Genomic DNA, 21696 nt, shown 5'->3' on the forward strand with positions numbered 1-21696 from the left:
CAGCGACATCCGCGACGAATCGAACCGCGAGGGCGTGCGCATCGTCATCGACCTGCGCCGCGACGCCACGGTGGAGGTGGTGCTCAATCAATTGTGGCGGCACACGCCGGCGCAGGGCTCCTTCCCCGCCAACATGCTGGCGATCCGCGGCGGCCGGCCCGAGCTGCTCAACCTCCATGACATCATCAGCGCGTTCGTCGGCTTCCGCGAGCAGGTGATCACCCGCCGCTCGAAGTACGAGCTGGCCAAGGCCCGCGACCGTGCGCACATCCTGCTCGGCCTGGTGATCGCGGTCACCAACCTGGACGAGGTGGTGCGGATCATCCGCGGTTCCTCGTCGCCCGCCGAGGCGCGCGCCGCGCTGCTCGCGCGCGAATGGCCCATCGCCGAGATCGCTGGTTATCTGCGGCTGGTCGAGGCGCTGGAGACCGAGGTTACCGGCGACACCTACCGCCTGTCGGACCTCCAGGTCCGCGCGATTCTCGACCTGCGCCTCCACCGCCTCACCGCGCTGGGCCGCGACGAGATCGGCGAGGAGCTGAAGGGCCTCGCCGCCTCGATCACCGAGCTGCTGGAGATCCTGGCCAATCGTGCCCGCCTCTACGAGGTGATGCGCGAGGAGCTGGTCTCCGTCCGCGACGAGTTCGCGACGCCGCGCCGCACCGAGATCGCCGCCGCCGCCGACGGCATCGAGGACGAGGACCTGATCGAGCGCGAGGACATGGTCGTCACCGTCACCATGACCGGTTATATCAAGCGCACGCCGCTGGAGGCGTTCCGCGCTCAGGCGCGCGGCGGCAAGGGCCGCGCCGGCATGGCGACGAAGGACGAAGACGTCGTGACGAACCTGTTCGTCACCTCCACCCATACGCCGGTGCTGTTCTTCTCCAACCTCGGCCGCGTTTATCGCATGAAGGTGTGGCGCCTGCCCGAGGGCGGACCGGCGACGCGCGGGCGGCCGATGGTGAACCTGCTGCCGCTCCAGCCCGGCGAGACGATCTCCACCGTGCTGCCGCTGCCCGAGGACGAGGGCGAGTGGGGCAAGCTGCACGTCATGTTCGCCACCGCGCGCGGTTCAGCGCGGCGCAACAGCATGGACGCGTTCACCAACATCCCCTCGAACGGCAAGATCGCGATGAAGTTCGAGGGTGAGGATGCCGACGACCGGCTGATCGGCGTCGCGCTGCTTGAGGCAGGCGACGATGCGCTGCTAGCGACGCGCCAGGGCCGCGCTATCCGCTTTGCCGCGGACGATGTGCGCGAGTTCCAGAGCCGCAACTCCACCGGTGTGCGCGGCATCACGCTGAAGGACGGCGACGAGGTGATCTCGCTCTCCGTGCTGCGCGGCGTGGATGCGACCGCTGACGAGCGCGAGGACTATGTCCGCAACGCGCCGTGGAAGGATCGCGAGGGCGAGCTGACCATGGACCGCGACCGGTTCGAATACCTCCGCAGCGTCGAGCAGTTCATCCTCACCGTCTGCGCCAACGGCTATGGCAAGCTCTCCAGCGCCTATGAATATCGCCGCATCGGCCGCGGCGGCCAGGGCGTGACCAACATCGACAATATCGCGCGCAACGGCCCGGTGGTGGCGAGCTTCCCCGCCTCCAAGGCGGACCAGCTGATGCTGGTGACCGACCAGGCCAAGACGATCCGCATGCCGCTGGCATCCCTGCGCGTCATTGGCCGCGGCTCCGCGGGCGTACGGCTGTTCAACGTCGCTGACAACGAGCATGTCGTTTCCGCCGCGCGCATCGACGAGGAGGAGGAACCCGAGAACGCCGCTGAGGCGTTGGTCGCCGAAGAGCTCGCCGTACCCGAGACCGCGCCCGATGACGGCGCGACGATCGGCGACGACGTGGCGGACGGACCGGAGGACGGGGAATGATGCAGCCGCAGACCGCCTACAAGGTGCTCACCGCCGACGAAATGGCGGCGCTGGAACGCGACGGCGTGTTCAAGGGCTCGCTGGTCGATCTGGAGGACGGCTACATTCACCTTTCCACCGCCGACCAGCTCACCGCGACGGTGGACAAGCATTTCGGCGGCCAAACCGGGCTGCATGTGCTGGCGGTCGATCTCGCCGCCTGCGGCGAAGCGGTGAAGTGGGAGCCGGCGCGCGGTAGCGCGTTGTTTCCGCATCTTTATGCGCCGCTCGCGCTGGAGACGGTGATCGCCTATGGCCCGCTGGAACGATACGAAGATGGGCGGCTCAAGCCACCGGTGACCGGCTGAGATTTTTTACAACAGTCATCGAGCTGTCATCCCACGGCTACTCTGCATTTACCTGTCATCCTTAACCGCGCGGTCATGCTTTCCGCCGCGATCGCCTCGCCCGACATCCCGCCCCTCCTCGTGGATGCGCCTTTCCGCGACGTGATAGATCGGTTCCGGAGCAATCCAGAGCTGCGACTGCTGCCGGTGGTCGACGATGCGGGTACCCCGGTGGGCGGGATCCGGGATGTCGAAGTCCGAGACATCCTGTTCAACCCGTTCGGCCACGCGCTGCTCCAGAACCCGACGATGCGCGCCCGCACCCGCCATGTGGTCCGCCCGCTGCCGATCGTCGACCGGCACGCGCCGCTCGCCGAGATGCTTGCCAGCCTGCGCACCGGCGGCAGCCCGGAAGGGCTGATCCTCACCGACGCCGGGCGCTACGATCGCTTCGTCGCCGCGCGCGACCTGGTCAGCCTGGTCGCGGAGGCCGAAGCCGAGGAGGTCGGCCGTCGCCTGAGGCGTGCGAAGCGGGTCGAAGGCGCCTCAAAGCGCTTCTCCGCCGAGGTGGCGAGCCTCACCGCCAAGCTGACCGCGGCGGCGAGTGCGATCTCCGCCGCTTCCGCCAGCGTCGCTGCACATGCGACCGAGGCACGCGACCGCTCAGCCGTCGCGGCAGGAGCGGCGACCGAGACCGGCGGCGCGCTGGACGAGATCGCACGCAGCGGCCGTAGCCTCGCCGACGCGCTCGCGGGAATAGAGCGCGACACCGCGCAGGCCCGGGCGATCCGAACCGAGGCAAGCGACCGGATCCGCGAGGCGGGCGACACCGCCGCCGCGCTGGTCGGTGCCGCGCGGGCGATCGACGGCATGCTGGACCTGATCCAGGAGGTCGCCGCACGAACGCGGCTGCTGGCGCTCAACGCGTCGGTGGAGGCGGCGCGCGCCGGCGAGGCGGGCCGCGGCTTCGCGGTGGTCGCGGGCGAGGTTAAGGCACTCGCCACCCAGACCGGCAATGCCGCGCAGGACATCGCCGGCCGCATCGCCGAGATCCACGGGTTGATCGGCAAGGTGGATCAGGGCCATGGCGCGATCGTCACCGCGATCGGCGCGATCGAGGCGACGGCGCTGTCGATCGAACAGGCGGTTCGTGCACAAGGCCAGGCGACCACCTCCATCGCGACCGGCGTGCGCCAATCCTCGCAGGCCAGTCACGACATCGGTGCGCAGGCTGTGGCGATCAGCGGCACGGCAGCTCGGCTCGCCACGGAGGCGGGTGGGCTGAGCAGCTTGTCGGAGACGCTGCTGGATGCGGTCACGGGGCTGGACAGCTGCGTCCACGCCTTCGAAGACCTGTCTGTGGCGAGTTAGGCCGTCCGCTCCGCCGCGATCCGGCGTAGTGCGCGCTCATAGATTTCAGGCTCCTGCGCACCCTGAATCAGGTATCGGTCATCCACGATTACGGTGGGTACCGATGCGATCCCCTCCCCGCGCCACTGCGCCTCGGCCGCGCGCACCGCTTTCGCGCCTTCGCCGCTCTCGATGACCTGACGCGCCGCGGCGGGATCGAGCCCCGCCGCCCCTGCCGCCTCGACGAGCACGCTCCGATCACCCGGATTGCGACCTTGCTGGAAATAGGCCGCGAAGAGGGCATGCTGGAGCGCGATCTGCCGCCCGCTGTCCGCCGCCCAGTGCAGCAGGCGATGCGCGTCGAAGGTGTTGTAGATGCGCCCGCCCTCGCGCTGCGGCATGTCGAAGCCCAGGCGTGCGGCCATGGTGCGGATGCGCTCCCCCGCCCCAGCCGGCACCGCGCCGTATTTCTCCAGCACGTGCTCGCGCATGTCCTGCCCGCCCGCGGGCATGTCCGGATTGAGCTCGAACGGCTGGAGCCGGATCTCCGCCGCGAAGGCATCGCCCCCGGCGGCGACCGCGCGCTCCAGCCCGAGCAGCCCGATCACGCACCAGGGGCAAACGACGTCAGAAACGATGTCAACCGAGAGGGTCACCGCGGCCATGGCGAAATCCTAGCCGCCACGGCCGCGATGCGCCATGTCACATGCCCGAATGGGTCATGTTAAGGTGGTTCTGCACCACCGGCGCGATCTGCGCCGCCGCCGCCTTCAGCGCGGGCTTGTCGCCGCCCTGCGCATAGGTCTGGTGCAGCTGGAGCGCCATCTGGTGCGCCTGCATCTGCTGCTGCATGTACAACTGGTCGCGCGCCGGGCCCTTGGCGGCCTTCAGCTTGGCGATCATGTCCTTCTGCATCGGGTTGAGCATCGGCGAGGGCACCTTCACCCCGTCCTGCGCCGCCGCGGCCTTGATCTGCGCGGTGCTGTTGGTGTGGTCGGTGACCATCTGCTGGGCGAACTGCTTCACCTTCGGGTCCTGCGAACCCATGACCAGCTTGCTCGAATCGATCTCGAACTTGTCGCTGGCGCCGGCTTCCTTGACGAATTCGGGGGCGGCGGTGGTCTGTGCCACGGCGGCGGGCGCAAGCAGCGCGGCGGCAATGGCGAGCGGAACGTAACGCATAGAGGCTCCTCCTTCTTCTCTCCGCCGCGCAACGCGCCAGCACCGCTTTGGCCGCAGGCTGCAACCTGGATCAGTACGATAGTCGCTGCTTGCCGATCCCGACCCGCACCGCCATGTCCCCGTGATGACGGACATTCAGGTGATCGGTGGCGGCCTCGCCGGCTCGGAGGCGGCGTGGCAGCTGGCCGAGGCGGGGCTCAGGGTAAGGCTTTCGGAAATGCGCGGCGGTGCGGACAGCACGCCTGCGCACCACACCGACGGGCTGTCCGAACTGGTCTGCTCCAACAGCTTCCGCTCCGACGATGCCGAGAACAATGCCGTTGGGCTGATCCATCAGGAGATGCGTGCCCTGGGCTCGCTGATCCTGCGCGAGGGCGATCGCCACCGCGTGCCCGCCGGCTCCGCGCTGGCGGTGGACCGCGACGGCTTCTCGCAGGGCGTCACCGCGGCGCTGGCGGCGCATCCCAACGTCGAGATCGTCCGCGAACGCGTCGACGCGCTCCCAGAAGGCTCGGCGATCATCGCCACGGGACCGCTCACCGCGCCATTGCTCGCCGACGCCATCGCCGCCGAGACCGGGCGCGACGCGCTCGCCTTCTTCGATGCGATCGCCCCCATTGTCCACCATGACAGCATCGACATGGAGGTGGCGTGGAAGGCCGCCCGCTGGGACAAGGGCGGCAACGACTACATCAACTGCCCGATGGACAAGGACCAGTACCACGCCTTCGTCGCCGGGCTGATCGACGGCGAGAAGACCGAATACAAGGGTTGGGAGGACGTGCCCTATTTCGAGGGCTGCATGCCGATCGAGGTGATGGCCGAGCGCGGGCCGGAGACCTTGCGTTTCGGCCCGATGAAGGGCGTCGGTCTCGACAATCCCCGCACCGGCCGCTGGCCCTATGCCTGCGTCCAGCTGCGCCAGGACAATGCCAGCGGCACCCTGTGGAACATCGTCGGCTTCCAGACCAAGCTGAAGCATGCCGAGCAGGTGCGGCTGTTCCGCACCATCCCGGGGCTGGAGAAGGCGGAGTTCGCGCGGCTGGGCGGGCTGCACCGCAACACCTTCCTGCGCTCGCCCGAGCTGCTCGATCCCGAGCTGCGGCTGAAGTCCCGTCCCGCGATTCGCTTCGCCGGGCAGGTCACCGGGTGCGAAGGTTATGTCGAGAGCGCCGCAATCGGGCTGCTGGCCGGGCGCTTCGCCGCGGCGGAGCTGACCGGGCGCACGCTGGCACCACCGCCGCCCGAGACTGCGCTGGGCGCGCTGCTCGGCCATATCACTGGCGGCGCGGTGGCGGAGACCTACCAGCCGATGAACGTCAACTTCGGCCTGTTCCCGCCCATCCCGGGCCGGACCAAGAAGGCGGACCGCAAGCGGATGTACACCGATCGCGCCCGCGCCGCGCTGGACGGCTGGCTTCAGTCCTCCGGCTGAACCGGCGGGCAGACGCAGCGCGGGCGGACAGTGCGCTTCACCGCGGTGGTGGCGAACTCCGTTGGCGTGAGCGTGCCGGACTTGTCCTTGTCCGCGCCGGCGAACTTGGCAGTGGTCTTCGCCGCCCATTCGTCGAAGGTGAGCCGACCGTCCGCGTTCGCGTCCAGCTTGGCAAACGCCTTGCGCCGCGATGCGAGGTACTCCTCGCGCGCTACCGCGCCGTCGCGGTCCTTGTCGTAGCGGGAGAAGCGCTTCTCCTCGCGCGTCTTCGGAGAGGCCTCGGGCACCGCATCGGGCAACGGCCGGGCTTCGTCACCGTCCGACGAGATCGCGCGATCGGGTGCGGGCGGCAGCACCGGCTGCGTCTTCGCGCTGCCGAAGAACAGCCACCCCGCCGCTACCATCAGCAGCGCCGCGACGCCGCCCGCCAGATACCGCCACATGTCGCGCGTCCCCCCGGTTGCGGAGCGCGAACCTAGCCCGCGCTACCGCCCCGTCAACCGCATCCGCAGCAACGCCAGCACCCGCTTCGGTGCGCCGGCACGGATGCCGGCGAGATCATTGCGGGCGATCAGCGCCAGTGCGCCGAGCGGACGGCCTGGCTGGCTCCAGCACTGCGGCGATGCCAGCGCCCGGACCGCCTCCGCTCGCGCCGCTGCCGCCACCGTTGCATCCGGCGTGTGCAGCGCCAGATCGGCGAACGCCCAGCCCTCCCCCGCCGCCGCCACCGGATCGTCCGCTTGCAGCACCCCCGCCGCTGCCGCAAACAGCGCCGCGCCGCGCTGCCGGGCATGCATCAGGGGTTCGTCGTCGAGCAACGCCTCCCAGCCCTCCACGACCGCCGCCAGGCCCGCGGGCGTCACCCGCCCGGCGGCGACCTCCCTCGACAGCGCCGCCAGGATCGGCTGCCCCGGCACGTCGCGCGTGCCCAGCGTCGATAGCGCCTCGTGCCACCAGGTCAGCCGCATCTGCGCCACCATCGGATCGCGCGTGTGGCGAGTCAGTTTGGCGACCGTCGCATCCAGCGCGAACACCGCCGCCAGCGCCTGCCGTCGCGGCGCGGGCGCATAGCCCAGCGCCAGCGCGCGCTCGGCATGGCCCGTCGCGGGATCAATCCCGAAGGTGTCGGTGTACAGCGCCATCCTCGCGCCGCCTAACGCGTGCCGCCGCTCCGCGCCATCCGCCGCTTTACGCCAAGTTTAGGACTGCCGGGGCATGAGCCGTCGGAAGCGTGGAGGAGAATGGACGAATGTCGGTAGGGATTGGCACGCCATGGAAGGCGCTGGAACGGCTGCGCCGCGACCAGCGCGGGGCCACGCTGCCAATCATGGTCGTAGGCCTCATCGCGATGATCGCCTCGGTCGGCTCCGCGATCGATATCGCGCGCGTGTACATCACCACCAGCCAGATGCAGGCGGGTGCCGATGCCGCCGCCCTGGCCGGGGCAAACGCCTTCGACAATGACGACGAGGAAGATCCGAACGGTCGCTACAAACAGGTGATCGCCTATTTCAAGGACAATTTTCCCGACGGCTACATGGGCGTGCAGCGCGCGCCCGACGTGACGCCGATCGATACTACGCAGGCGCTCCTTGAGCCGGAGTTCACGCTCGCCAACGGCATCAGCAGGACGGTTGTCACCGCCTCGGCAGATCTGCCGATGACGTTCATGCATCTCTTCGGAATGGGCCCGCAACGCATCAGCGTCGAGGCGCATGCCGAGTTCCAGCCGCGCCCGTTAGAGGTGATGCTGGTGCTGGACAACACCGGCTCGCTCCAGAAGCCGATCGGCACCACCACCAAGATCGAGGCGCTGAAGACCGCGGTGCGCGGCTTCATCAACGTCCTGTACCAGGGCGGTCAGGAGGCCCAGCCGAACCTTGCGCTTGGAGTCATCAACTATACCAATCAGGCGAATGTCGGCGCTCTCCTGAAGGAAGCAAGTGTCCCATTCGAGGCGATTCCTGGTTTCACGGACGTTGCCTGGGGAGCGAGCGGAGGCATGGCCTGGAAGGGGTGTGTTGCCAACGACGACACCGTTTCGTCCACCATCAGCACCACAAACCTGACACCCGAAGTCGGTGCATATGACCTGACAAATGTCCTGCCAGGCGAAACCCCGCCGGGCGCGACCAAGCCGATGCGACCGATCCGCCCCCTCATCATGCCACCACTCTGGCGCCCCAAGAGCGCCAGCAAGACTGCAGCGAGCACACTTGCCGTGCCAGTGCTGAATGCCACCGACGGTTATTATGCGCCATCGAACAATTCGGATTTAAACAACCTCTATGGCGGAAGCTATACTGGATCGCTCAGCTTCAAGAACGCCGCGGCCGCCACTGCCGCGGCGAACACGAACAACACCACCGCGTTCGAGACCTTTGCGAACTCTCCCGCTTTTCGGCGATATTTTTACCGCCACTACATCGGCATGAATAATGGAGAAGGTAATGCCGCTGACGACGTGATCGTCGCTACGGACAAAGCCAGCTATTATGATCCAACGGCTGCTGGCGCCTACAACCCGTTGGTTTATCCGGACTCGGAGGCGGGACGCGATTTCTACATCAGGGTCAACAAGATCCCTAATCTGCCCTACTTCCGCCCAACGTCTCCCTATGTCGTTACATCGAACACGACGGCCCTGCCCTCACCAAACTGGCAATGTCCGGAGCCCGGTTTGCCGATCAAGTACAATGTTGCACGCAGCGTATACGATGATTTCGTGAACAATCATGTCTGGGCGATCTTGCCCGCAAACGGCACGATGCATCACACCGGATTCATCTGGGGCTGGCGCATACTTTCGCGGTACGACAAGTTCATTCGCACGAAGCCAGAGGGATCAGGTCACCCGGTCCGGGCGCTCGTATTTATGACGGACGGTAAAACAGAACTGGGTGGTTGGGACAACGAAAACAAGAACACCAACTCTTCGAACGATAAGAACTACACCGCCTATGGATCCGTCAACGACAAGTCGGTGACGACTAGCGTTGACAGCACCGGCGCCATCATGAGCGCGGCGGACCTTCGATTCGCCAAAGCCTGCGCAATCGCAAATTCCTATATCTTCCCGGACAGTCAGAAAAGCGTGCAGACGTATGTGGTTGCGGTCAATGCCGCCAATGATATTGACTCGGCTGGCAAAAGTCGCCTGCGGACCTGCGGCAAGGACGGGTACTACCTATCCGAGACTCCGGACGACCTGAACGCGGCCTTTGCCCAGATCGCCCGCACCCTCGTCGACGTGCACCTGACGAAATGATCCGCGCACTTTCCCGGCTGCGGTCCGACCGTCGCGGAATCTCCGCCGTCGAGTTCTCTATGATCGCGCCGGTCATGATCCTGCTGATCTCGGGCACGATCGAGATGGGCTATATCTATATGGCCCAGACCAGTCTCACCGGCGCAGTGGCCGCGGCTGCTCGCGAAAGTTCGGCGACTCAGGAGTCCACCATGGCGGCCCGCGATGCGGCAATGCGAGAGACGATCACGAAAGCGATGAACCCCTTCAACCTCGCAGACGGCGAAGAGTTGGCGATCACGACGCGGGTGTATCACGATTTCACCTCGTCGCGGCCCGAGGACTATACCGACACCAATCAGAACGGCCGGTACGACGGTCCGGCCGACGGCTTTACGGGCGAAGCGTTCACCGACCGGAACGGCAATGGAATCTGGGACCCGCATGGCGCGCCGACGGCGGTAGACGAGGTTGGCGGCGAGGGCGACGTGGTGAGCTACACCGCGACCTATCCGGTCCGCCGCCTGTTCAACTTCGTGATCACCTCTCCGGTGACGCTGACCGCGACCTCGGTGGTCCGCAACGAACCGGTGAAGACCGAATGACCGCGCAAGCGAAATCCTTTTCACAGCGCTCGCCGCACCGCCTGGCGCGTGAGACCCGGGCGGTCAGCGCGGTCGAATTCGCGCTCTCGCTCCCGCTGCTCGCCGGCTTCCTGCTCGGCGGCCTGGAGATGGCGAACTACATTCTTGCCTCGAACACCACGCAGCGCCTCGCCACCATGGTCGCGGACATGGTGGCGCAGACCGGCGTGGGCGGGATCGCCACCACGGAGGCTCAGCTCCACGACATGTTCAAGGCGATCGACGTCTCGGCGCAGCCGCTCAAGATGCGGGAGCGCGGCCGGGTCATCTTCACTGTGATCAAGGGCGAGACGCAGGCGGACAAGACCGTCAAGAACGTCTTCGCGGATGCGAATTTCAGCCAACAGTTCGATGGTGGCTACACTGCGGCGGTCCCACTGATGGGATGCCATTCCGAAGTCAGCGAACCGACGTTCGCGCGAACGTTGCCGGCTAACGAATTGCTGGTCCACGCGCAGGTGACCTACAACTATGAACCATTGTTCGCACCGGGAGTCGTCACCTACTTCACCCCAAGTACCGAGATCACGCGCACGGCGGTGTTCCGGATCCGCAAGAACAAGTTCAACGTGACGGGAAGCGACGCCTTCCCCTCGAAGAAGAACTGCGCCACCGCCGACGGGCTGTGAACGGCGCGGCGAACCAGTCCGCCGCGCCGACGGATCACGCCTTGTACGTCACCTTCTTCACCGCCTCGACGATCCGGTCTGACGAGATCAGCGCCAGCTTCTCCAGGTTTGCCGCATAGGGCAAAGGCACGTCCTCGTTGCACACGCGCATCACCGGCGCGTCGAGGTCGTCGAAGCCTTCCTCCATGCAGATCGCGATGATTTCGCTGGCGATCGAGCAGGTCGGCCAGCCCTCTTCCGCCACCACCAGCCGGTTGGTCTTGGCAAGGCTCTTGAGCACCGCCGCCTTGTCGAGCGGGCGCAAGGTGCGCAGGTCGATCACCTCCGCCTCGATCCCCTCGCCCGCCAGCACCTCCGCCGCCTCCAGCGCCAAGCCGACGCCGATCGAATAGCTGACGATCGTCACGTCGGAGCCCTCGCGCATGATCCGCGCCTTGCCGATCGGCAACACGTGATCGTCGAGCTTGGGCACCTCGAAGCTGCGGCCGTAAAGCAGCTCGTTCTCCAGGAACACCACCGGGTCCTGGCTGCGGATCGCCGCCTTGAGCAGGCCCTTGGCATCGGCCGCGTCATAGGGTGCGATCACGATGAGGCCCGGCACGCTGGCGTACCACGGGCCGTAGTTCTGCGAATGCTGCGCGCCGACGCGGCTGGCGGCGCCGTTGGGACCGCGGAACACGATCGGGCAGCGCATCTGGCCGCCAGACATGTAGTTGGTCTTGGCGGCCGAGTTCACGATATGGTCGATCGCCTGCATCGCGAAGTTGAAGGTCATGAACTCGACGATCGGGCGCAGGCCGCCCATCGCCGCCCCGGTGCCGACGCCGGCAAAGCCATATTCGGTAATCGGCGTGTCGATGACGCGCGTCTCGCCGAACTCGTCGAGCAGCCCCTGGGTGACCTTGTAGGCGCCCTGATATTGCGCGACCTCCTCGCCCATCACGAAGACGCGCTCGTCCTTGCGCATCTCCTCGGCCATTGCGTCGCGCAGCGCCTCGCGCACCGTGGTCTTCACCATCTCGGTGCCTTCGGGGATCGCCGGGTCCTTGACCTCGGCGTCGTGCTTCGCCGCATCGAACATCTGGCGCGCACCGGTCTCCACCTTCTCCTGGGCGGGATGAGCCGAATCCTCGACCTTGGCCGCCTTCTTCTCGTCGGCCTTGCCGGCGGGCGCGGGCGTATCGTCCTTGGTCGCGACCGGATCGCTGGTGCCGGCCGGGGCGGCGTCTCCGCCCTCACCCGCCATCTGCAGGATCACGGTGCCGACCTTCACATTGTCGGTGCCCTCGGCGACCAGGATCTTGCCGATCTGGCCTTCATCGACCGCCTCGAACTCCATCGTCGCCTTGTCGGTCTCGATCTCGGCGAGGATGTCGCCGGACTTCACAGTATCGCCTTCCTTGACCAGCCACTTGGCGAGCGTGCCCTCCTCCATGGTGGGCGACAGCGCCGGCATCTTGATGTCGATCGCCATCTCAGTAGGTCTCCACGAGCACGTCGGTATAGAGTTCTGCGGGTTCAGGTTCGGGGGTCTGCTCGGCGAAGTCGGCCGATTCGTTGACCACCTTGCGAGTCTCGCTCTCGATCGTCTTGAGCTCGGCCTCGTCCACGCCCGCCTCGGCGAGCAGGCGCTTGACGTGCTCGATCGGGTCGCTCTTGTCGCGCACCGCCTGCACTTCCTCGCGGCTGCGATACTTGGCGGGATCGGACATGGAGTGGCCGCGGTAGCGGTAGGTCTTCATCTCCAGGATCACCGGACCCTTGCCGGCGCGCACCCATTCCAGCGCGGTATCGGCGGCGCCGCGGCAGGCGAGCACGTCCATCCCGTCAACCTGGATGCCGGGGATGCGGAAGCTCTCACCGCGGCGGTACAACTGATCCTCTGCCGACGAGCGGTTCACGCTGGTGCCCATGGCATATTGGTTGTTCTCGATCACGAAGATCACTGGCAGCTTCCACAGCTCGGCCATGTTGAACGCTTCGTACACCTGGCCCTGGTTGGCCGCGCCGTCGCCGAAATAGGCCATGCACACGCCGCCGTCGCCGCTGTACTTGTGCTTGAAGGCGAGACCCGCGCCCAGGCTGACCTGCGCGCCAACGATGCCGTGCCCGCCGTAGAACTTCTTCTCGGTCGAGAACATGTGCATCGACCCGCCTTTGCCGCGGCTGATCCCGGCCTCGCGCCCGGTCAGCTCAGCCATGATCACCTTGGGGTCGATACCATAGGCCAGCATGTGGCCATGGTCGCGATAACCGGTGATGACCGAATCCTTGTCGCCGTCCAGCGCGGACTGGAGACCCACCGCCACCGCCTCCTGGCCGATGTAGAGGTGGCAGAAACCGCCGATCAGGCCCAGGCCATAGAGCTGCCCGGCCTTCTCCTCGAAGCGGCGGATCAGCAGCATGTCCTTGTAGAAGCGGAGCAGCTCGTCCTTGGAGGCTTGGTACGGCTGCGGCTCGGCGGGTCGCTCGCGATTGGGCGTGGGCGGTTCGGCCGATTGGCGCGCGGGGGCTTTTGCCACTGAAGACACCTTGGTTTCCGTAGGGAGAGGGGCGCCTATAGGCCCGGACGCGCGGGCGGTGCAACGGCTGCCCCTTGCGTGTCATTCTTTGCTACGCTCTCCTCCATCCGCCGCAGCTGCTCGGGCGTCGCCTCGCCCTGATGGCGCGCCTTCCATTCGTCATAGGGCATGCCATAGATCGTCTCGCGCGCGGTCGCCTTGTCGAGCCCGCCGGCCTCGCCGACCCAATCGGACAGGCAGTTGCGGCAGAAGCCCGCCAGCCCCATCAGGTCGATGTTCTCGGCGTCGGTGCGATGGCGCAGGTGGCGCACCAGCCGGCGGAAGGCGGCCGCGGCAGCGGCATCGTCGAGGCGGTCGAGCGGGTCCATTGTCGGCTCCACGGTTGGCAGCAAGGTTGATTGGGGCGAGATAGCCGCTAGGGCGGCGCCGGCAAGCCGAGGAAGTATCAGATGACAGTGTTCCGTCCCCGCTCGCGCAAGGTCCGCGTGCTCGCGACGCTCGGTCCGGCGAGCAACGACCCGGCAATGATCTCCACCCTGTTCGAGGCGGGGGCGGACGCGTTTCGCATCAACATGAGCCATGGCGACCAGGAGTCGAAGGTGCCGGTGATCCAGGCGATCCGCGCGCTGGAGAAGAAGTGGGGCCGCGCTACCACCATCCTCGCCGATCTCCAGGGCCCCAAGCTGCGCGTCGGGAAATTCTCCGACGGGCGCATTACCCTTGAGACGGGCGCTACCTTCGTGCTCGACCGTTCGGGCGAGCCCGGCGACGCGGCGCGGGTGTGCCTGCCGCATACCGAGATCTTCGAGGCGATCGAGCCAGGCGCGCGGCTGCTGCTGGACGACGGCAAGCTGGTGCTGCGGGTGATGGAGCATGATGCCGACCGCATCGTCACCCGCGTCGAGGTCGGCGGCGCGCTGTCCAACAACAAGGGCCTCAATGTGCCCGACGTAGTGCTGCCGATGGCGGCGCTGACCGACAAGGATCGCAGCGACCTCGCCTTCGCCTGCGATCAGGGGGTCGACTGGATCGCGCTCTCGTTCGTCCAGCGGCCCGAGGACCTGTGGGAAGCGCGCAAGCTGATCGGCGGCAAGACCGCGCTGCTCGCCAAGATCGAGAAGCCCGCCGCGATCGAGCGCCTGGAGGAGATCGTCGAGGCGTGCGACGGCGTGATGGTCGCGCGCGGCGACCTGGGCGTCGAACTGCCGCCGCAATCGGTGCCGCCGCTGCAGAAGCGCATCGTCGAGACCTCGCGCCGGCTAGGCCGGCCGGTGGTGGTGGCGACGCAGATGCTCGAATCGATGATCACCTCGCCCTCGCCCACCCGCGCCGAGGTATCGGACGTCGCCACCGCGATCTACGACGGGGCGGACGCGATCATGCTGTCGGCGGAAAGCGCGGCCGGCGACTGGCCGGTTGAATCGGTCGCAATGATGAACGCGATCGGTGACGCGGTGGAGAAGGATCCCGGCCACGGTGACCGCATCCACTTCACCGTCACCCGGCCCGATCCGACCACCGCGGATGCGCTGTCGGAGGCCGCCAAGACGGTCGCCTCGACGATCGGCGCCGCGGCGATCATCTGCTTCACCACGTCCGGCTCGACCGCCCGCCGCATCGCGCGCGAGCGGCCCGCGGTGCCGGTGCTGGTGCTCACCCCCAAGCTGGAGACGGCGCGCCGCCTGGGTCTGCTGTGGGGCGTCCACGCGGTCCACACCCGCGACGTCGATTCGTTCGAGGAGATGGTCGCGAAGTCGAAGCGCATGGCGCTGCGCCATCATCTGGCCAAGGCGGGCGACAGCGTGATCATCACGGCGGGCGTGCCGTTCAAGACGCCGGGATCGACCAACGTGATCCACGTCGTGCGGATCACAGGGGACGAGCTGAAGGGCTATGGGCGGTAGGCGATCGGGTGATCGATCAGGTTTTCGTCCTCGGTCAGCAGGCGGGCGCCGAGTTGCTGGGCATGGAGAACGAGCATCTCGTCGAACGAATCGCGATGCGGCACGGGCGTTCGGAGTACGGCCGCGAAGTCACGCGGTGCAGGCGTCAACAAACGCAGCGCGAGGCGCTCACACAAAGCCATCGCCTCGCGCGCGTCAAGCGGCATATCACTATCGCGGCCACGTCGCAGCGCGCTACGGCGCTTCAGCCGAATTTTCCAGATCGATAGCGAACTTACCAATATCTCGGTGTCGGAACCGAGAATCAAAGCAGCGTCGAGGCTGCTCAGTCGCCGATCCTCGACAAGCAGCCAGACGAGAATGTGGGTGTCGAGCAGGATCTTCACCGCTCGTCCGAATTCTCGTCCTCACCCAACATCAGCCGCGTGACTTCGGGATCGTTGAAGTCGGCAAGCCATTCCTCGTTACTGCGGGAATCATAGAGCGGCTTGCCGAAGCCGAACTCGCGGCGCACCTCCTCGAGTCGTTCGCGGGTGAGCGGGTTGACGTGACGTTCCGATACCTGGCCGAGCTCCGCGACCGGCTTGCCGTTCTTGGTGATCGTGCCACGCTCGCCCCGCTCGGCTGCTTCGAGGGCAAAGGCGAAATGTGCGCGATCCTCGCGGACAGACAGTTCCATGGAACGCTTCTTCGTGTACATTGAGTACACGAATATCGCTGCCTAGGCAATCAGGCCCAGCTCGCCCAGCCTTGCCCGCAAGGCTTCCGCCCCCGTGAAGACCACGCCGATCATCCCCACGGTCTGGGCGCCCGCGACATTCTCGACGCGGTCGTCGACGAACACCGCCTCCTCGGCCGCCAAGCCGAATCGATCGAGTGCGAGGCGGTAGATCGCCGGATCGGGCTTCATCACCCGCTCGTCGCCCGAGACGACGATGCCTCGGAAGCAGCCGAACAGGTGCGCCTCCTGCGCGCGGAATGGCGCGAAGAACTCGCCCGAAAAGTTGGTGATCGCGTAGAGCGGCACGCCCGCCTCATCCAGCTCGGCCACCAGCTCGGGCATGCCCGCGATCGGCCCCGGAATCTGCTCGGAGAAGCGTGGGCCCCAGGCGGCGATCAGCGCCTCATGCTCGGGAAAGCGCGCGATCAGCTCCGCCGAGGTCTCCACGAAGGGACGCCCGGCGTCGTGCTGGAAATGCCATTCGCGCGTGCACACGTCGCGCAGGAACGTGTCGAGCGCCTCACCCTCGGGGATAAGGCGCTCGTACAGGACCCGCGGGTCCCAATCATACAGAACATGCCCGACGTCGAAGATGATCGACGTAACGGGCATGCGCCGGGTCAGCCCTGGCGGGCCTTGAAGCGGCGCTGGGTCTTGTTGATGACGTAGGTGCGGCCGCGGCGGCGGATCACGCGGTTGTCGCGATGGCGGTCCTTCAGCGACTTCAGGCTGTTGCGGATTTTCATGGGACTTCTCTGGGAAAACGGAAGGCGCGCGCCTACCGGTAGCGTGCCCGCACGTCAAGGTGAGGCGGGCACGAAACGCGGTACGCGGCCAAGCGTTACCGCTGCGCAACGGTTGCGTGGGAGGAAGAAGCAAATGGGGTATCGCGCTCTGGCGGCATTGGCCGCGGTGCTGGCAACGGGCGGCTGCGCGACGGGCCCGGTCGTCTTCCCGGTGCAGGCGACGCGCTATCACTATGATCCGGTTTCCACGCGCGGCACGATCGCGGTGGAACCGCAGCCGGGCGCCGCGCCCGCCAGCCTGGAGTTCAAGGAATATGCCGCCGCAGTGCAGGCGGAATTGCTGCGCCAGGGCTATACCGCGCCGGCGCCGGGCGCGCGGGCCGAGAATCTGGCAGTGGTCGCCTTCACCCGCACCACCCGCCCGCTGCCGCCCCGCCGCGCGCCCGTGCAGGTCGGCATTGGGGGCGGCAGCTATTCCGGCGGCTGGTCGGGCGGCGGTGGCGTGGGTGGCGGAGTCAGCTTCCCTGTCGCGGGCAGTGGCGCGCGCGAGGGCGTGGTGACCGAACTGTCGGTCCGCATCCGCCGCGGGCCCGACGCGATCTGGGAGGGCAGCGCCCAGTCGCTGACCGACCTCAGCGCGCCCGACGCGGACACGCCCTCGGTCGCCCGCCGCCTCGCCAGCGCGCTGTTCACGGGGTTTCCGGGAGAGTCGGGGCGCACTATCGAGGTGAAATGACCCTCTCGATCAACGCCGCCTTCGACAGCGGCAACATCCGCGTAGTCGCCATCGAGGGCGACCGCATCGACCTGGAGATTGTCCGCGACGCGCAGTCGGACTTCTACCAGTGGTTCCACTTCCGTCTCGCCGGCGCGCGCGGGCGCCGGCTGACCCTGCGCATCCTCAATGCGGCGGGCGCGGCCTATCCGTTCGGCTGGCCGGGCTACAAGGTGCGCGCCTCCGTCGACCGGCAGGAGTGGCGGATGGTGGAGACGCGCTACGAGGGCGGCGTGCTTTCCTGGGAATGGGATGGCGACACCGAACTCGCCTGGTTCGCCTATTTCGCGCCCTATACGATGGAGATGCACGAGGCCCTGGTCGCGCGCACCGCGCTGCAGCCCGGCTTCGCCCACCGCGAGCTCGGCCGCAGCCTCGATGGCCAGGCGATCGACTGTTTGACTGTCGGCACCGGCGCCAAGCCGGTCTGGCTCTACGCGCGCCAGCATCCCGGCGAGTCGATGGTGGAATGGTGGATGGAAGGCGCGCTGGAGTGGCTCGCCACGCCTTTCGCCGCCGACCTGCTGGCCAAGGTGACCTTCCACATCGTTCCCAACATGAACCCGGACGGGACCCGCCGCGGGCACCTGCGCACCAATGCCGCGGGGGTGAACCTCAACCGCGAATGGCACGCGCCCAGCGCGGAGCGCAGCCCCGAGGTGCTGTGCGTGCGCAATGCGATGGACGAGACCGGCTGCGTCTTCGCCATGGACGTCCACGGCGACGAGGCAATCGCCGCCAACTTCATCGCCGGCTATGAAGGGATCGCCAGCTGGACCGAGGACCATGGCGCCAAGTTCTACGAGTTCGGCCGCCGCCTCGCCGCGCACACCCCCGATTTCCAGACCGAACTCGGTTATGACAAGGCGCCGCCGGGCAAGGCCAATATGTCCATGTCCACCAACCAGCTCGCCGAGCGGTTCGGCGCGGTATCGGTGACGCTGGAGATGCCGTTCAAGGACCATGCGCCCAACCCCGATCCGGTCCACGGCTGGAGCCCGGAGCGCTCGAAGCGCCTCGCAGTCTCCTGCCTGGAGACGCTTTCCGGCATGATCGACACGCTGTGATCATCCGCGAAGGAGAGTTCGGGGATCCGCAGGTCCGCGACCTGCTGGCGATGCATGCGTCGGGGATGCTGGCGAACTCCCCGGTCGACCAGTGTCATTTCCTCGATCTTTCCGGGCTTCAGGCACCCGATGTCCGCTTCTTCACCCTGTGGGACGGCGAGGCACTGGTGGCGATGGGAGCTTATCGCGACCACGGCGGCGGGCTGGCCGAGATCAAGTCGATGCGCACGGTGCCTGCCCGTCTGGGCCAGGGCCATGGCCGCGCGATGCTGATGCACATCCTCGCGGAGGCGATCGCGGCGGGGATGACCCGGATCAGCCTGGAGACCGGCTCCGGCGCTGCGTTCGAAGCGGCGCTGGCGCTCTACCGCGCGCACGGCTTCGTCGACTGCCCGCCCTTCGCCGATTATCAGGCCACCGACTTCAATCAGTTCCTGACCCTCGATCTTTGCAAGGAGCCTTGATGCCCACGCTCGTCCTGATCCGCCACGGCCAGTCCGCCTGGAACCTGGAGAACCGCTTCACCGGCTGGTGGGATGTCGACGTGACCGAGAAGGGCGCCGAAGAGGCACGCGTCGCGGGGGAGTTGATGGCGGCCAAGGGCCTCGACTTCGACCAGACCTTCACCAGCCTCCAGACCCGCGCGATCAAGACGCTCAACCTCGCGCTGGAGGCGATGGGCCGCTTGTGGCTGCCAGTGGAGAAGGACTGGCGGCTCAACGAGCGCCACTATGGCGGGCTCACCGGCCTGAACAAGGCGGAGACCGCGGCGAAGCACGGCGACGAGCAGGTCCACATCTGGCGCCGCAGCTTCGACGTGCCGCCCCCCGCGATGGATGCGGGCGGACCGTTCGACCTAACCAACGATCGTCGCTATGCCGGCATCGCCGTTCCTTCCACCGAGAGCCTCAAGGACACGATCGCGCGCGTGCTGCCCTATTGGGAGGCGCGCATCGCCCCCGCCCTCAAGGACGGGCAGCGCGTGCTGATCTCCGCCCATGGCAACTCGCTGCGTGCCCTCGTCAAGCACCTGTCGAACATTCCCGACGACGAGATCACCGGCCTGGAGATCCCCACCGGCCAGCCGATCGTCTACGAACTGGACGACGCGCTGAATGCCACCGACCGCTATTATCTGAGCGAGCGGTGAGGCGGGCGGCGTCCGCCCTGCTGCTCGCGCTGGCGGGCTGCAAGGCGGACCCGCATCGTGACGCGGCGCGAACTCTCGCCGGCGGCGTCGCGCTCGCCCAGGTCCAGGCCGCGCTCGATCGCGAGCGCCAGTGCCTGCCACTTCTGTCGGAAATCATGCCGCTGCGCCTGCTCCGCTCGGATCGACCCTATCCCGGTGTCGCAGCCCTCACCGCGGCGGGGCTGATCGAGGTCGACCCGATCCGTACGGTGCGAAGCGCCTCCCAAACGCCATACCGGCCGACAGCAGCGGGACGGCGCTTCATGCAGTTCCGGCAGCTCGGCGACCATGAACTGGCGTCGCTCTGCTACGGTCGCCGTCGCGCGACGCGTGTGTGGCTCGCGCCGCGGGACGGTAAAACGGATCTCTCGCCGCAGCTTCGCTATGCTTTCCGGGTCGTCGATCGCCCCGCCTGGACTCACCGGCCGGACATCCGCGCCGCTTTCCCCTGGCTCGACGCCACCTATGATCGCGAACATCGCGCGCGCGACCTGATCCTGTGGGAGGACGAGGGCCGCTGGCACCTCACCGGCATCGATCCGTACCTCCCCGATCTCCCCGGCGACGTACCGGGCTTCAGCTACTGCCCTCGCGACCGGCGTCCCCATCCGCCCCCCTGCGATCGCGTGGATGAGGATTGATCGGCGTACAAAGGCGCCAACATCGCGGACTTCAGCCCGCGGGCAACCCCGTCTAAGGTCGCTCTATGCGCGCGCACGGCATCGACACCACACCTTCGCTCCGCCGCAGCGGCAGCACGCCGATCTGGGTGTCGCTGGTCTGGCGCGTGATCCTCGCCTTGGGGTTGGTCGGCATCGCGCTCGCCGGCCACTGGATCGACCGCGACGGGCTGCGCGACAATGTCGATGGCGCGATCAGCTTCGCCGACGTGCTCTATTTCACCATGATCACCATCACCACGGTGGGCTATGGCGACATCGTGCCGGTGACCGAGCAAGCGCGGCTGTTCGACACCTTCGTGGTCACGCCGATCCGGCTGTTCGTGTGGCTGATCTTCCTGGGGACCGCCTATGATTTCCTTCTCAAGCGCGTGTGGGAGCGCTGGCGCATGAAGATCATCCAGAGCCGTCTCCACGGCCATATCGTCGTCACGGGCTATGGCACCTCCGGCACGGAGGCGGTGGCCGAGTTGGTCCGCCGCGGCACCGATCCCGCCACGATCGTCGTGATCGACGAGCGCGCAGCGGCGATCGAGGCGGCCGAAGCCTGCGGGGTCAACGTGCTCCAGGGCGATGCCAGCCGGAACGCCACGCTGGAGGCGGTGCAGGTGGCGCGCGCCAAGGCGGTGATTGTCTCCGCCGGGCGCGATGACACCACCATCCTGATCCTGCTCACCGCGCGTGGGCTGGCGCCCGGCGTGCCGCTCAGCGCGATCATTCGTTCGGAGGACAATGAGCCGCTCGCGCGGCAGGCGGGCGCCACCACCGTGATCAACCCCGCCAGCTTCGCCGGCCTGCTGCTCGCCGGATCGACGCAGGGAGAGCATGTCGCCGACTATATCGCCGACCTCGCCGCGCATGGCGGGCGTGTGGCCCTACATGAGCGCGGGGTGCTCGCCGCGGAGATCGGCAAGCCGCTCTCCGGGCTCTCCACCGGGCTAGGGGTGCGCATTCATCGTGGTGAAACCGCGATCGGCTTCTGGGAGGATGGCGCCAAGCGGCTGGAGGTAGGCGACCGTATCGTCGAGATCGTGCCCTCCGCGATGCTGCCCTGAACTTATGGCGGATAGTTGCTCCGCCCCGCCTGCCCCGCTAACCATCGCCGATGGCGCACGTCGGCATCATCATGGGCTCCACCTCCGATTGGGAGACAATGCGGCACGCCGCGGACACGCTAACCGCTCTGGACATCGCGCATGAGTGCAGGGTCGTCTCCGCCCATCGCACCCCGCAGCGGCTGTACGACTATGCCACCGGCGCGGCGGAGCGCGGCCTCAAGGTGATCATCGCCGGCGCGGGCGGCGCGGCGCACCTGCCCGGCATGGCCGCCTCCATGACGCACCTGCCCGTGCTGGGCGTGCCGGTGGAGAGCCATGCGCTGAAGGGTATGG

26 protein-coding genes are annotated in these 21696 nt (G+C 67.2%); 15 read left to right on the forward strand and 11 right to left on the reverse strand.

Translation table 11 applies throughout. The annotated features are described in order from the left end of the window. The 3 genes from ACFDTH_RS12075 to ACFDTH_RS12085 form a co-directional block, all read left to right on the forward strand. Window positions 1-1888, forward strand: a 1888-nt coding sequence (locus ACFDTH_RS12075; protein ID WP_375287776.1) for a DNA gyrase C-terminal beta-propeller domain-containing protein, incomplete at its 5' end; no start/stop codon positions are given. Continuing rightward, entirely contained in the window at window positions 1888-2235 is a 348-nt protein-coding gene (locus ACFDTH_RS12080) for a DUF952 domain-containing protein (RefSeq protein ID WP_375287777.1), read from the forward strand. The genes ACFDTH_RS12075 and ACFDTH_RS12080, both read left to right, overlap by 1 nt. A 75-nt stretch (window positions 2236-2310) precedes the next feature. After that, window positions 2311-3585: a methyl-accepting chemotaxis protein gene (locus ACFDTH_RS12085; RefSeq protein WP_375287778.1), complete on the forward strand. Its 1275-nt coding sequence runs from the start codon at window positions 2311-2313 to the stop codon at window positions 3583-3585. On the opposite strand, the gene ACFDTH_RS12090 is transcribed toward ACFDTH_RS12085, so the two are convergent. Further along, on the reverse strand, window positions 3582-4229 hold the full coding sequence (locus tag ACFDTH_RS12090) for a DsbA family oxidoreductase (protein ID WP_375287779.1): 648 nt from the start codon (window positions 4227-4229) through the stop codon (window positions 3582-3584). The two genes, ACFDTH_RS12085 and ACFDTH_RS12090, sit on opposite strands and share 4 nt — an antisense overlap. A 37-nt stretch (window positions 4230-4266) precedes the next feature. After that, window positions 4267-4746: a DUF4142 domain-containing protein gene (locus ACFDTH_RS12095; RefSeq protein WP_375287780.1), complete on the reverse strand. Its 480-nt coding sequence runs from the start codon at window positions 4744-4746 to the stop codon at window positions 4267-4269. A 124-nt stretch (window positions 4747-4870) separates the two neighbouring features. Between ACFDTH_RS12095 and trmFO the strand changes: the two genes are divergently transcribed. Further along, window positions 4871-6181 (forward strand): methylenetetrahydrofolate--tRNA-(uracil(54)-C(5))-methyltransferase (FADH(2)-oxidizing) TrmFO, encoded by a 1311-nt coding sequence (gene trmFO, locus ACFDTH_RS12100; protein WP_375287781.1) that lies wholly within the window; start codon window positions 4871-4873, stop codon window positions 6179-6181. Here the strand turns inward: trmFO and ACFDTH_RS12105 are convergent. Then, complete coding sequence (locus ACFDTH_RS12105; protein WP_375287782.1) at window positions 6166-6624, reverse strand: EF-hand domain-containing protein; 459 nt, start codon at window positions 6622-6624, stop codon at window positions 6166-6168. The two genes, trmFO and ACFDTH_RS12105, sit on opposite strands and share 16 nt — an antisense overlap. A 42-nt stretch (window positions 6625-6666) precedes the next feature. Continuing rightward, the gene (locus tag ACFDTH_RS12110; protein WP_375287783.1) at window positions 6667-7323 is read right to left on the reverse strand and encodes a squalene/phytoene synthase family protein; all 657 of its coding nucleotides are present in this window, start codon (window positions 7321-7323) and stop codon (window positions 6667-6669) included. Between the two features lie 107 nt (window positions 7324-7430). Here ACFDTH_RS12110 and ACFDTH_RS12115 point away from each other — a divergent pair, with 107 nt between their 5' ends. From ACFDTH_RS12115 to ACFDTH_RS12125, 3 genes are read left to right on the forward strand one after another with little or no spacing between them, the layout of a single operon-like run. Next, a complete protein-coding gene (locus ACFDTH_RS12115) occupies window positions 7431-9449 on the forward strand; it encodes a TadE/TadG family type IV pilus assembly protein (RefSeq protein WP_375287784.1) in 2019 nt (672 codons plus the stop codon). After that, complete coding sequence (locus ACFDTH_RS12120) at window positions 9446-10033, forward strand: TadE/TadG family type IV pilus assembly protein (protein ID WP_375287785.1); 588 nt, start codon at window positions 9446-9448, stop codon at window positions 10031-10033. Before ACFDTH_RS12115 ends, ACFDTH_RS12120 begins: the two co-directional genes overlap by 4 nt. After that, complete coding sequence (locus ACFDTH_RS12125) at window positions 10030-10701, forward strand: TadE/TadG family type IV pilus assembly protein (protein WP_375287786.1); 672 nt, start codon at window positions 10030-10032, stop codon at window positions 10699-10701. Before ACFDTH_RS12120 ends, ACFDTH_RS12125 begins: the two co-directional genes overlap by 4 nt. 34 nt (window positions 10702-10735) lie before the next feature. On the opposite strand, the gene ACFDTH_RS12130 is transcribed toward ACFDTH_RS12125, so the two are convergent. From ACFDTH_RS12130 to ACFDTH_RS12140, 3 genes are read right to left on the reverse strand one after another with little or no spacing between them, the layout of a single operon-like run. Further along, window positions 10736-12175: a pyruvate dehydrogenase complex E1 component subunit beta gene (locus ACFDTH_RS12130; RefSeq protein WP_375287787.1), complete on the reverse strand. Its 1440-nt coding sequence runs from the start codon at window positions 12173-12175 to the stop codon at window positions 10736-10738. Between the two features lies 1 nt (window position 12176). Next, window positions 12177-13223: a pyruvate dehydrogenase (acetyl-transferring) E1 component subunit alpha gene (gene pdhA, locus ACFDTH_RS12135; protein WP_375287788.1), complete on the reverse strand. Its 1047-nt coding sequence runs from the start codon at window positions 13221-13223 to the stop codon at window positions 12177-12179. A 35-nt stretch (window positions 13224-13258) separates the two neighbouring features. Continuing rightward, window positions 13259-13591 carry a DUF1244 domain-containing protein gene (locus tag ACFDTH_RS12140; RefSeq protein WP_375287789.1) on the reverse strand — a complete coding sequence of 111 codons (333 nt, stop codon included), beginning with the start codon at window positions 13589-13591 and terminating at the stop codon, window positions 13259-13261. Between the two features lie 81 nt (window positions 13592-13672). Between ACFDTH_RS12140 and pyk the strand changes: the two genes are divergently transcribed. Then, complete coding sequence (gene pyk / locus ACFDTH_RS12145) at window positions 13673-15127, forward strand: pyruvate kinase (RefSeq protein ID WP_375287791.1); 1455 nt, start codon at window positions 13673-13675, stop codon at window positions 15125-15127. Here the strand turns inward: pyk and ACFDTH_RS12150 are convergent. The 4 genes from ACFDTH_RS12150 to ykgO are packed head-to-tail and all read right to left on the reverse strand — an operon-like array spanning window position 15115 to window position 16594. Beyond that, window positions 15115-15513, reverse strand: a complete 399-nt coding sequence (locus tag ACFDTH_RS12150; protein ID WP_375287792.1) for a type II toxin-antitoxin system VapC family toxin — start codon at window positions 15511-15513, stop codon at window positions 15115-15117. The two genes, pyk and ACFDTH_RS12150, sit on opposite strands and share 13 nt — an antisense overlap. Then, a complete protein-coding gene (locus ACFDTH_RS12155) occupies window positions 15510-15806 on the reverse strand; it encodes a type II toxin-antitoxin system Phd/YefM family antitoxin (protein WP_375287793.1) in 297 nt (98 codons plus the stop codon). The genes ACFDTH_RS12150 and ACFDTH_RS12155 overlap by 4 nt, the downstream gene beginning before the upstream one ends. 42 nt (window positions 15807-15848) lie before the next feature. Next, window positions 15849-16460 carry an HAD family hydrolase gene (locus ACFDTH_RS12160; RefSeq protein ID WP_375287794.1) on the reverse strand — a complete coding sequence of 204 codons (612 nt, stop codon included), beginning with the start codon at window positions 16458-16460 and terminating at the stop codon, window positions 15849-15851. Window positions 16461-16468: 8 nt separating this feature from the next. Then, window positions 16469-16594, reverse strand: a complete 126-nt coding sequence (gene ykgO / locus ACFDTH_RS12165) for a type B 50S ribosomal protein L36 (RefSeq protein ID WP_008069451.1) — start codon at window positions 16592-16594, stop codon at window positions 16469-16471. A 133-nt stretch (window positions 16595-16727) separates the two neighbouring features. Between ykgO and ACFDTH_RS12170 the strand changes: the two genes are divergently transcribed. The 7 genes from ACFDTH_RS12170 to ACFDTH_RS12200 form a co-directional block, all read left to right on the forward strand. Beyond that, window positions 16728-17330 carry a DUF4136 domain-containing protein gene (locus ACFDTH_RS12170; protein ID WP_375287795.1) on the forward strand — a complete coding sequence of 201 codons (603 nt, stop codon included), beginning with the start codon at window positions 16728-16730 and terminating at the stop codon, window positions 17328-17330. Beyond that, entirely contained in the window at window positions 17327-18436 is a 1110-nt protein-coding gene (locus ACFDTH_RS12175; RefSeq protein ID WP_375287796.1) for a M14-type cytosolic carboxypeptidase, read from the forward strand. The genes ACFDTH_RS12170 and ACFDTH_RS12175 overlap by 4 nt, the downstream gene beginning before the upstream one ends. Then, window positions 18433-18900 carry a GNAT family N-acetyltransferase gene (locus ACFDTH_RS12180; RefSeq protein WP_375287797.1) on the forward strand — a complete coding sequence of 156 codons (468 nt, stop codon included), beginning with the start codon at window positions 18433-18435 and terminating at the stop codon, window positions 18898-18900. Before ACFDTH_RS12175 ends, ACFDTH_RS12180 begins: the two co-directional genes overlap by 4 nt. Further along, window positions 18900-19586: a 2,3-diphosphoglycerate-dependent phosphoglycerate mutase gene (gene gpmA / locus ACFDTH_RS12185; protein ID WP_375287798.1), complete on the forward strand. Its 687-nt coding sequence runs from the start codon at window positions 18900-18902 to the stop codon at window positions 19584-19586. The genes ACFDTH_RS12180 and gpmA overlap by 1 nt, the downstream gene beginning before the upstream one ends. Then, window positions 19583-20266, forward strand: a complete 684-nt coding sequence (locus ACFDTH_RS12190) for a hypothetical protein (protein ID WP_375287799.1) — start codon at window positions 19583-19585, stop codon at window positions 20264-20266. Before gpmA ends, ACFDTH_RS12190 begins: the two co-directional genes overlap by 4 nt. 65 nt (window positions 20267-20331) lie before the next feature. Beyond that, window positions 20332-21360: a potassium channel family protein gene (locus ACFDTH_RS12195; protein ID WP_375287800.1), complete on the forward strand. Its 1029-nt coding sequence runs from the start codon at window positions 20332-20334 to the stop codon at window positions 21358-21360. 50 nt (window positions 21361-21410) lie between these two features. Then, window positions 21411-21696 (forward strand): 5-(carboxyamino)imidazole ribonucleotide mutase (locus ACFDTH_RS12200; protein WP_375287801.1); only part of this gene is annotated, 286 nt, incomplete at its 3' end.

It is taken from the genome of Sphingomonas sp. (genome assembly GCF_042096255.1).
In the GTDB taxonomy this organism is placed as follows: Bacteria; Pseudomonadota; Alphaproteobacteria; order Sphingomonadales; family Sphingomonadaceae; genus Sphingomonas.

Coding starts and splice junctions, on each gene's coding strand:
- ACFDTH_RS12080 (WP_375287777.1), top strand. CDS start 1,888: ATGCAGCCGCAGACCGCCTACAAGGTGCTCACCGCCGACGAAATGGCG.
- ACFDTH_RS12085 (WP_375287778.1), top strand. CDS start 2,311: ATGCTTTCCGCCGCGATCGCCTCGCCCGACATCCCGCCCCTCCTCGTG.
- ACFDTH_RS12090 (WP_375287779.1), bottom strand. CDS start 4,229: ATGGCCGCGGTGACCCTCTCGGTTGACATCGTTTCTGACGTCGTTTGC.
- ACFDTH_RS12095 (WP_375287780.1), bottom strand. CDS start 4,746: ATGCGTTACGTTCCGCTCGCCATTGCCGCCGCGCTGCTTGCGCCCGCC.
- trmFO (WP_375287781.1), top strand. CDS start 4,871: ATGACGGACATTCAGGTGATCGGTGGCGGCCTCGCCGGCTCGGAGGCG.
- ACFDTH_RS12105 (WP_375287782.1), bottom strand. CDS start 6,624: ATGTGGCGGTATCTGGCGGGCGGCGTCGCGGCGCTGCTGATGGTAGCG.
- ACFDTH_RS12110 (WP_375287783.1), bottom strand. CDS start 7,323: ATGGCGCTGTACACCGACACCTTCGGGATTGATCCCGCGACGGGCCAT.
- ACFDTH_RS12115 (WP_375287784.1), top strand. CDS start 7,431: ATGTCGGTAGGGATTGGCACGCCATGGAAGGCGCTGGAACGGCTGCGC.
- ACFDTH_RS12120 (WP_375287785.1), top strand. CDS start 9,446: ATGATCCGCGCACTTTCCCGGCTGCGGTCCGACCGTCGCGGAATCTCC.
- ACFDTH_RS12125 (WP_375287786.1), top strand. CDS start 10,030: ATGACCGCGCAAGCGAAATCCTTTTCACAGCGCTCGCCGCACCGCCTG.
- ACFDTH_RS12130 (WP_375287787.1), bottom strand. CDS start 12,175: ATGGCGATCGACATCAAGATGCCGGCGCTGTCGCCCACCATGGAGGAG.
- ACFDTH_RS12140 (WP_375287789.1), bottom strand. CDS start 13,591: ATGGACCCGCTCGACCGCCTCGACGATGCCGCTGCCGCGGCCGCCTTC.
- pyk (WP_375287791.1), top strand. CDS start 13,673: ATGACAGTGTTCCGTCCCCGCTCGCGCAAGGTCCGCGTGCTCGCGACG.
- ACFDTH_RS12155 (WP_375287793.1), bottom strand. CDS start 15,806: ATGGAACTGTCTGTCCGCGAGGATCGCGCACATTTCGCCTTTGCCCTC.
- ACFDTH_RS12160 (WP_375287794.1), bottom strand. CDS start 16,460: ATGCCCGTTACGTCGATCATCTTCGACGTCGGGCATGTTCTGTATGAT.
- ykgO (WP_008069451.1), bottom strand. CDS start 16,594: ATGAAAATCCGCAACAGCCTGAAGTCGCTGAAGGACCGCCATCGCGAC.
- ACFDTH_RS12170 (WP_375287795.1), top strand. CDS start 16,728: ATGGGGTATCGCGCTCTGGCGGCATTGGCCGCGGTGCTGGCAACGGGC.
- ACFDTH_RS12175 (WP_375287796.1), top strand. CDS start 17,327: ATGACCCTCTCGATCAACGCCGCCTTCGACAGCGGCAACATCCGCGTA.
- gpmA (WP_375287798.1), top strand. CDS start 18,900: ATGCCCACGCTCGTCCTGATCCGCCACGGCCAGTCCGCCTGGAACCTG.
- ACFDTH_RS12195 (WP_375287800.1), top strand. CDS start 20,332: ATGCGCGCGCACGGCATCGACACCACACCTTCGCTCCGCCGCAGCGGC.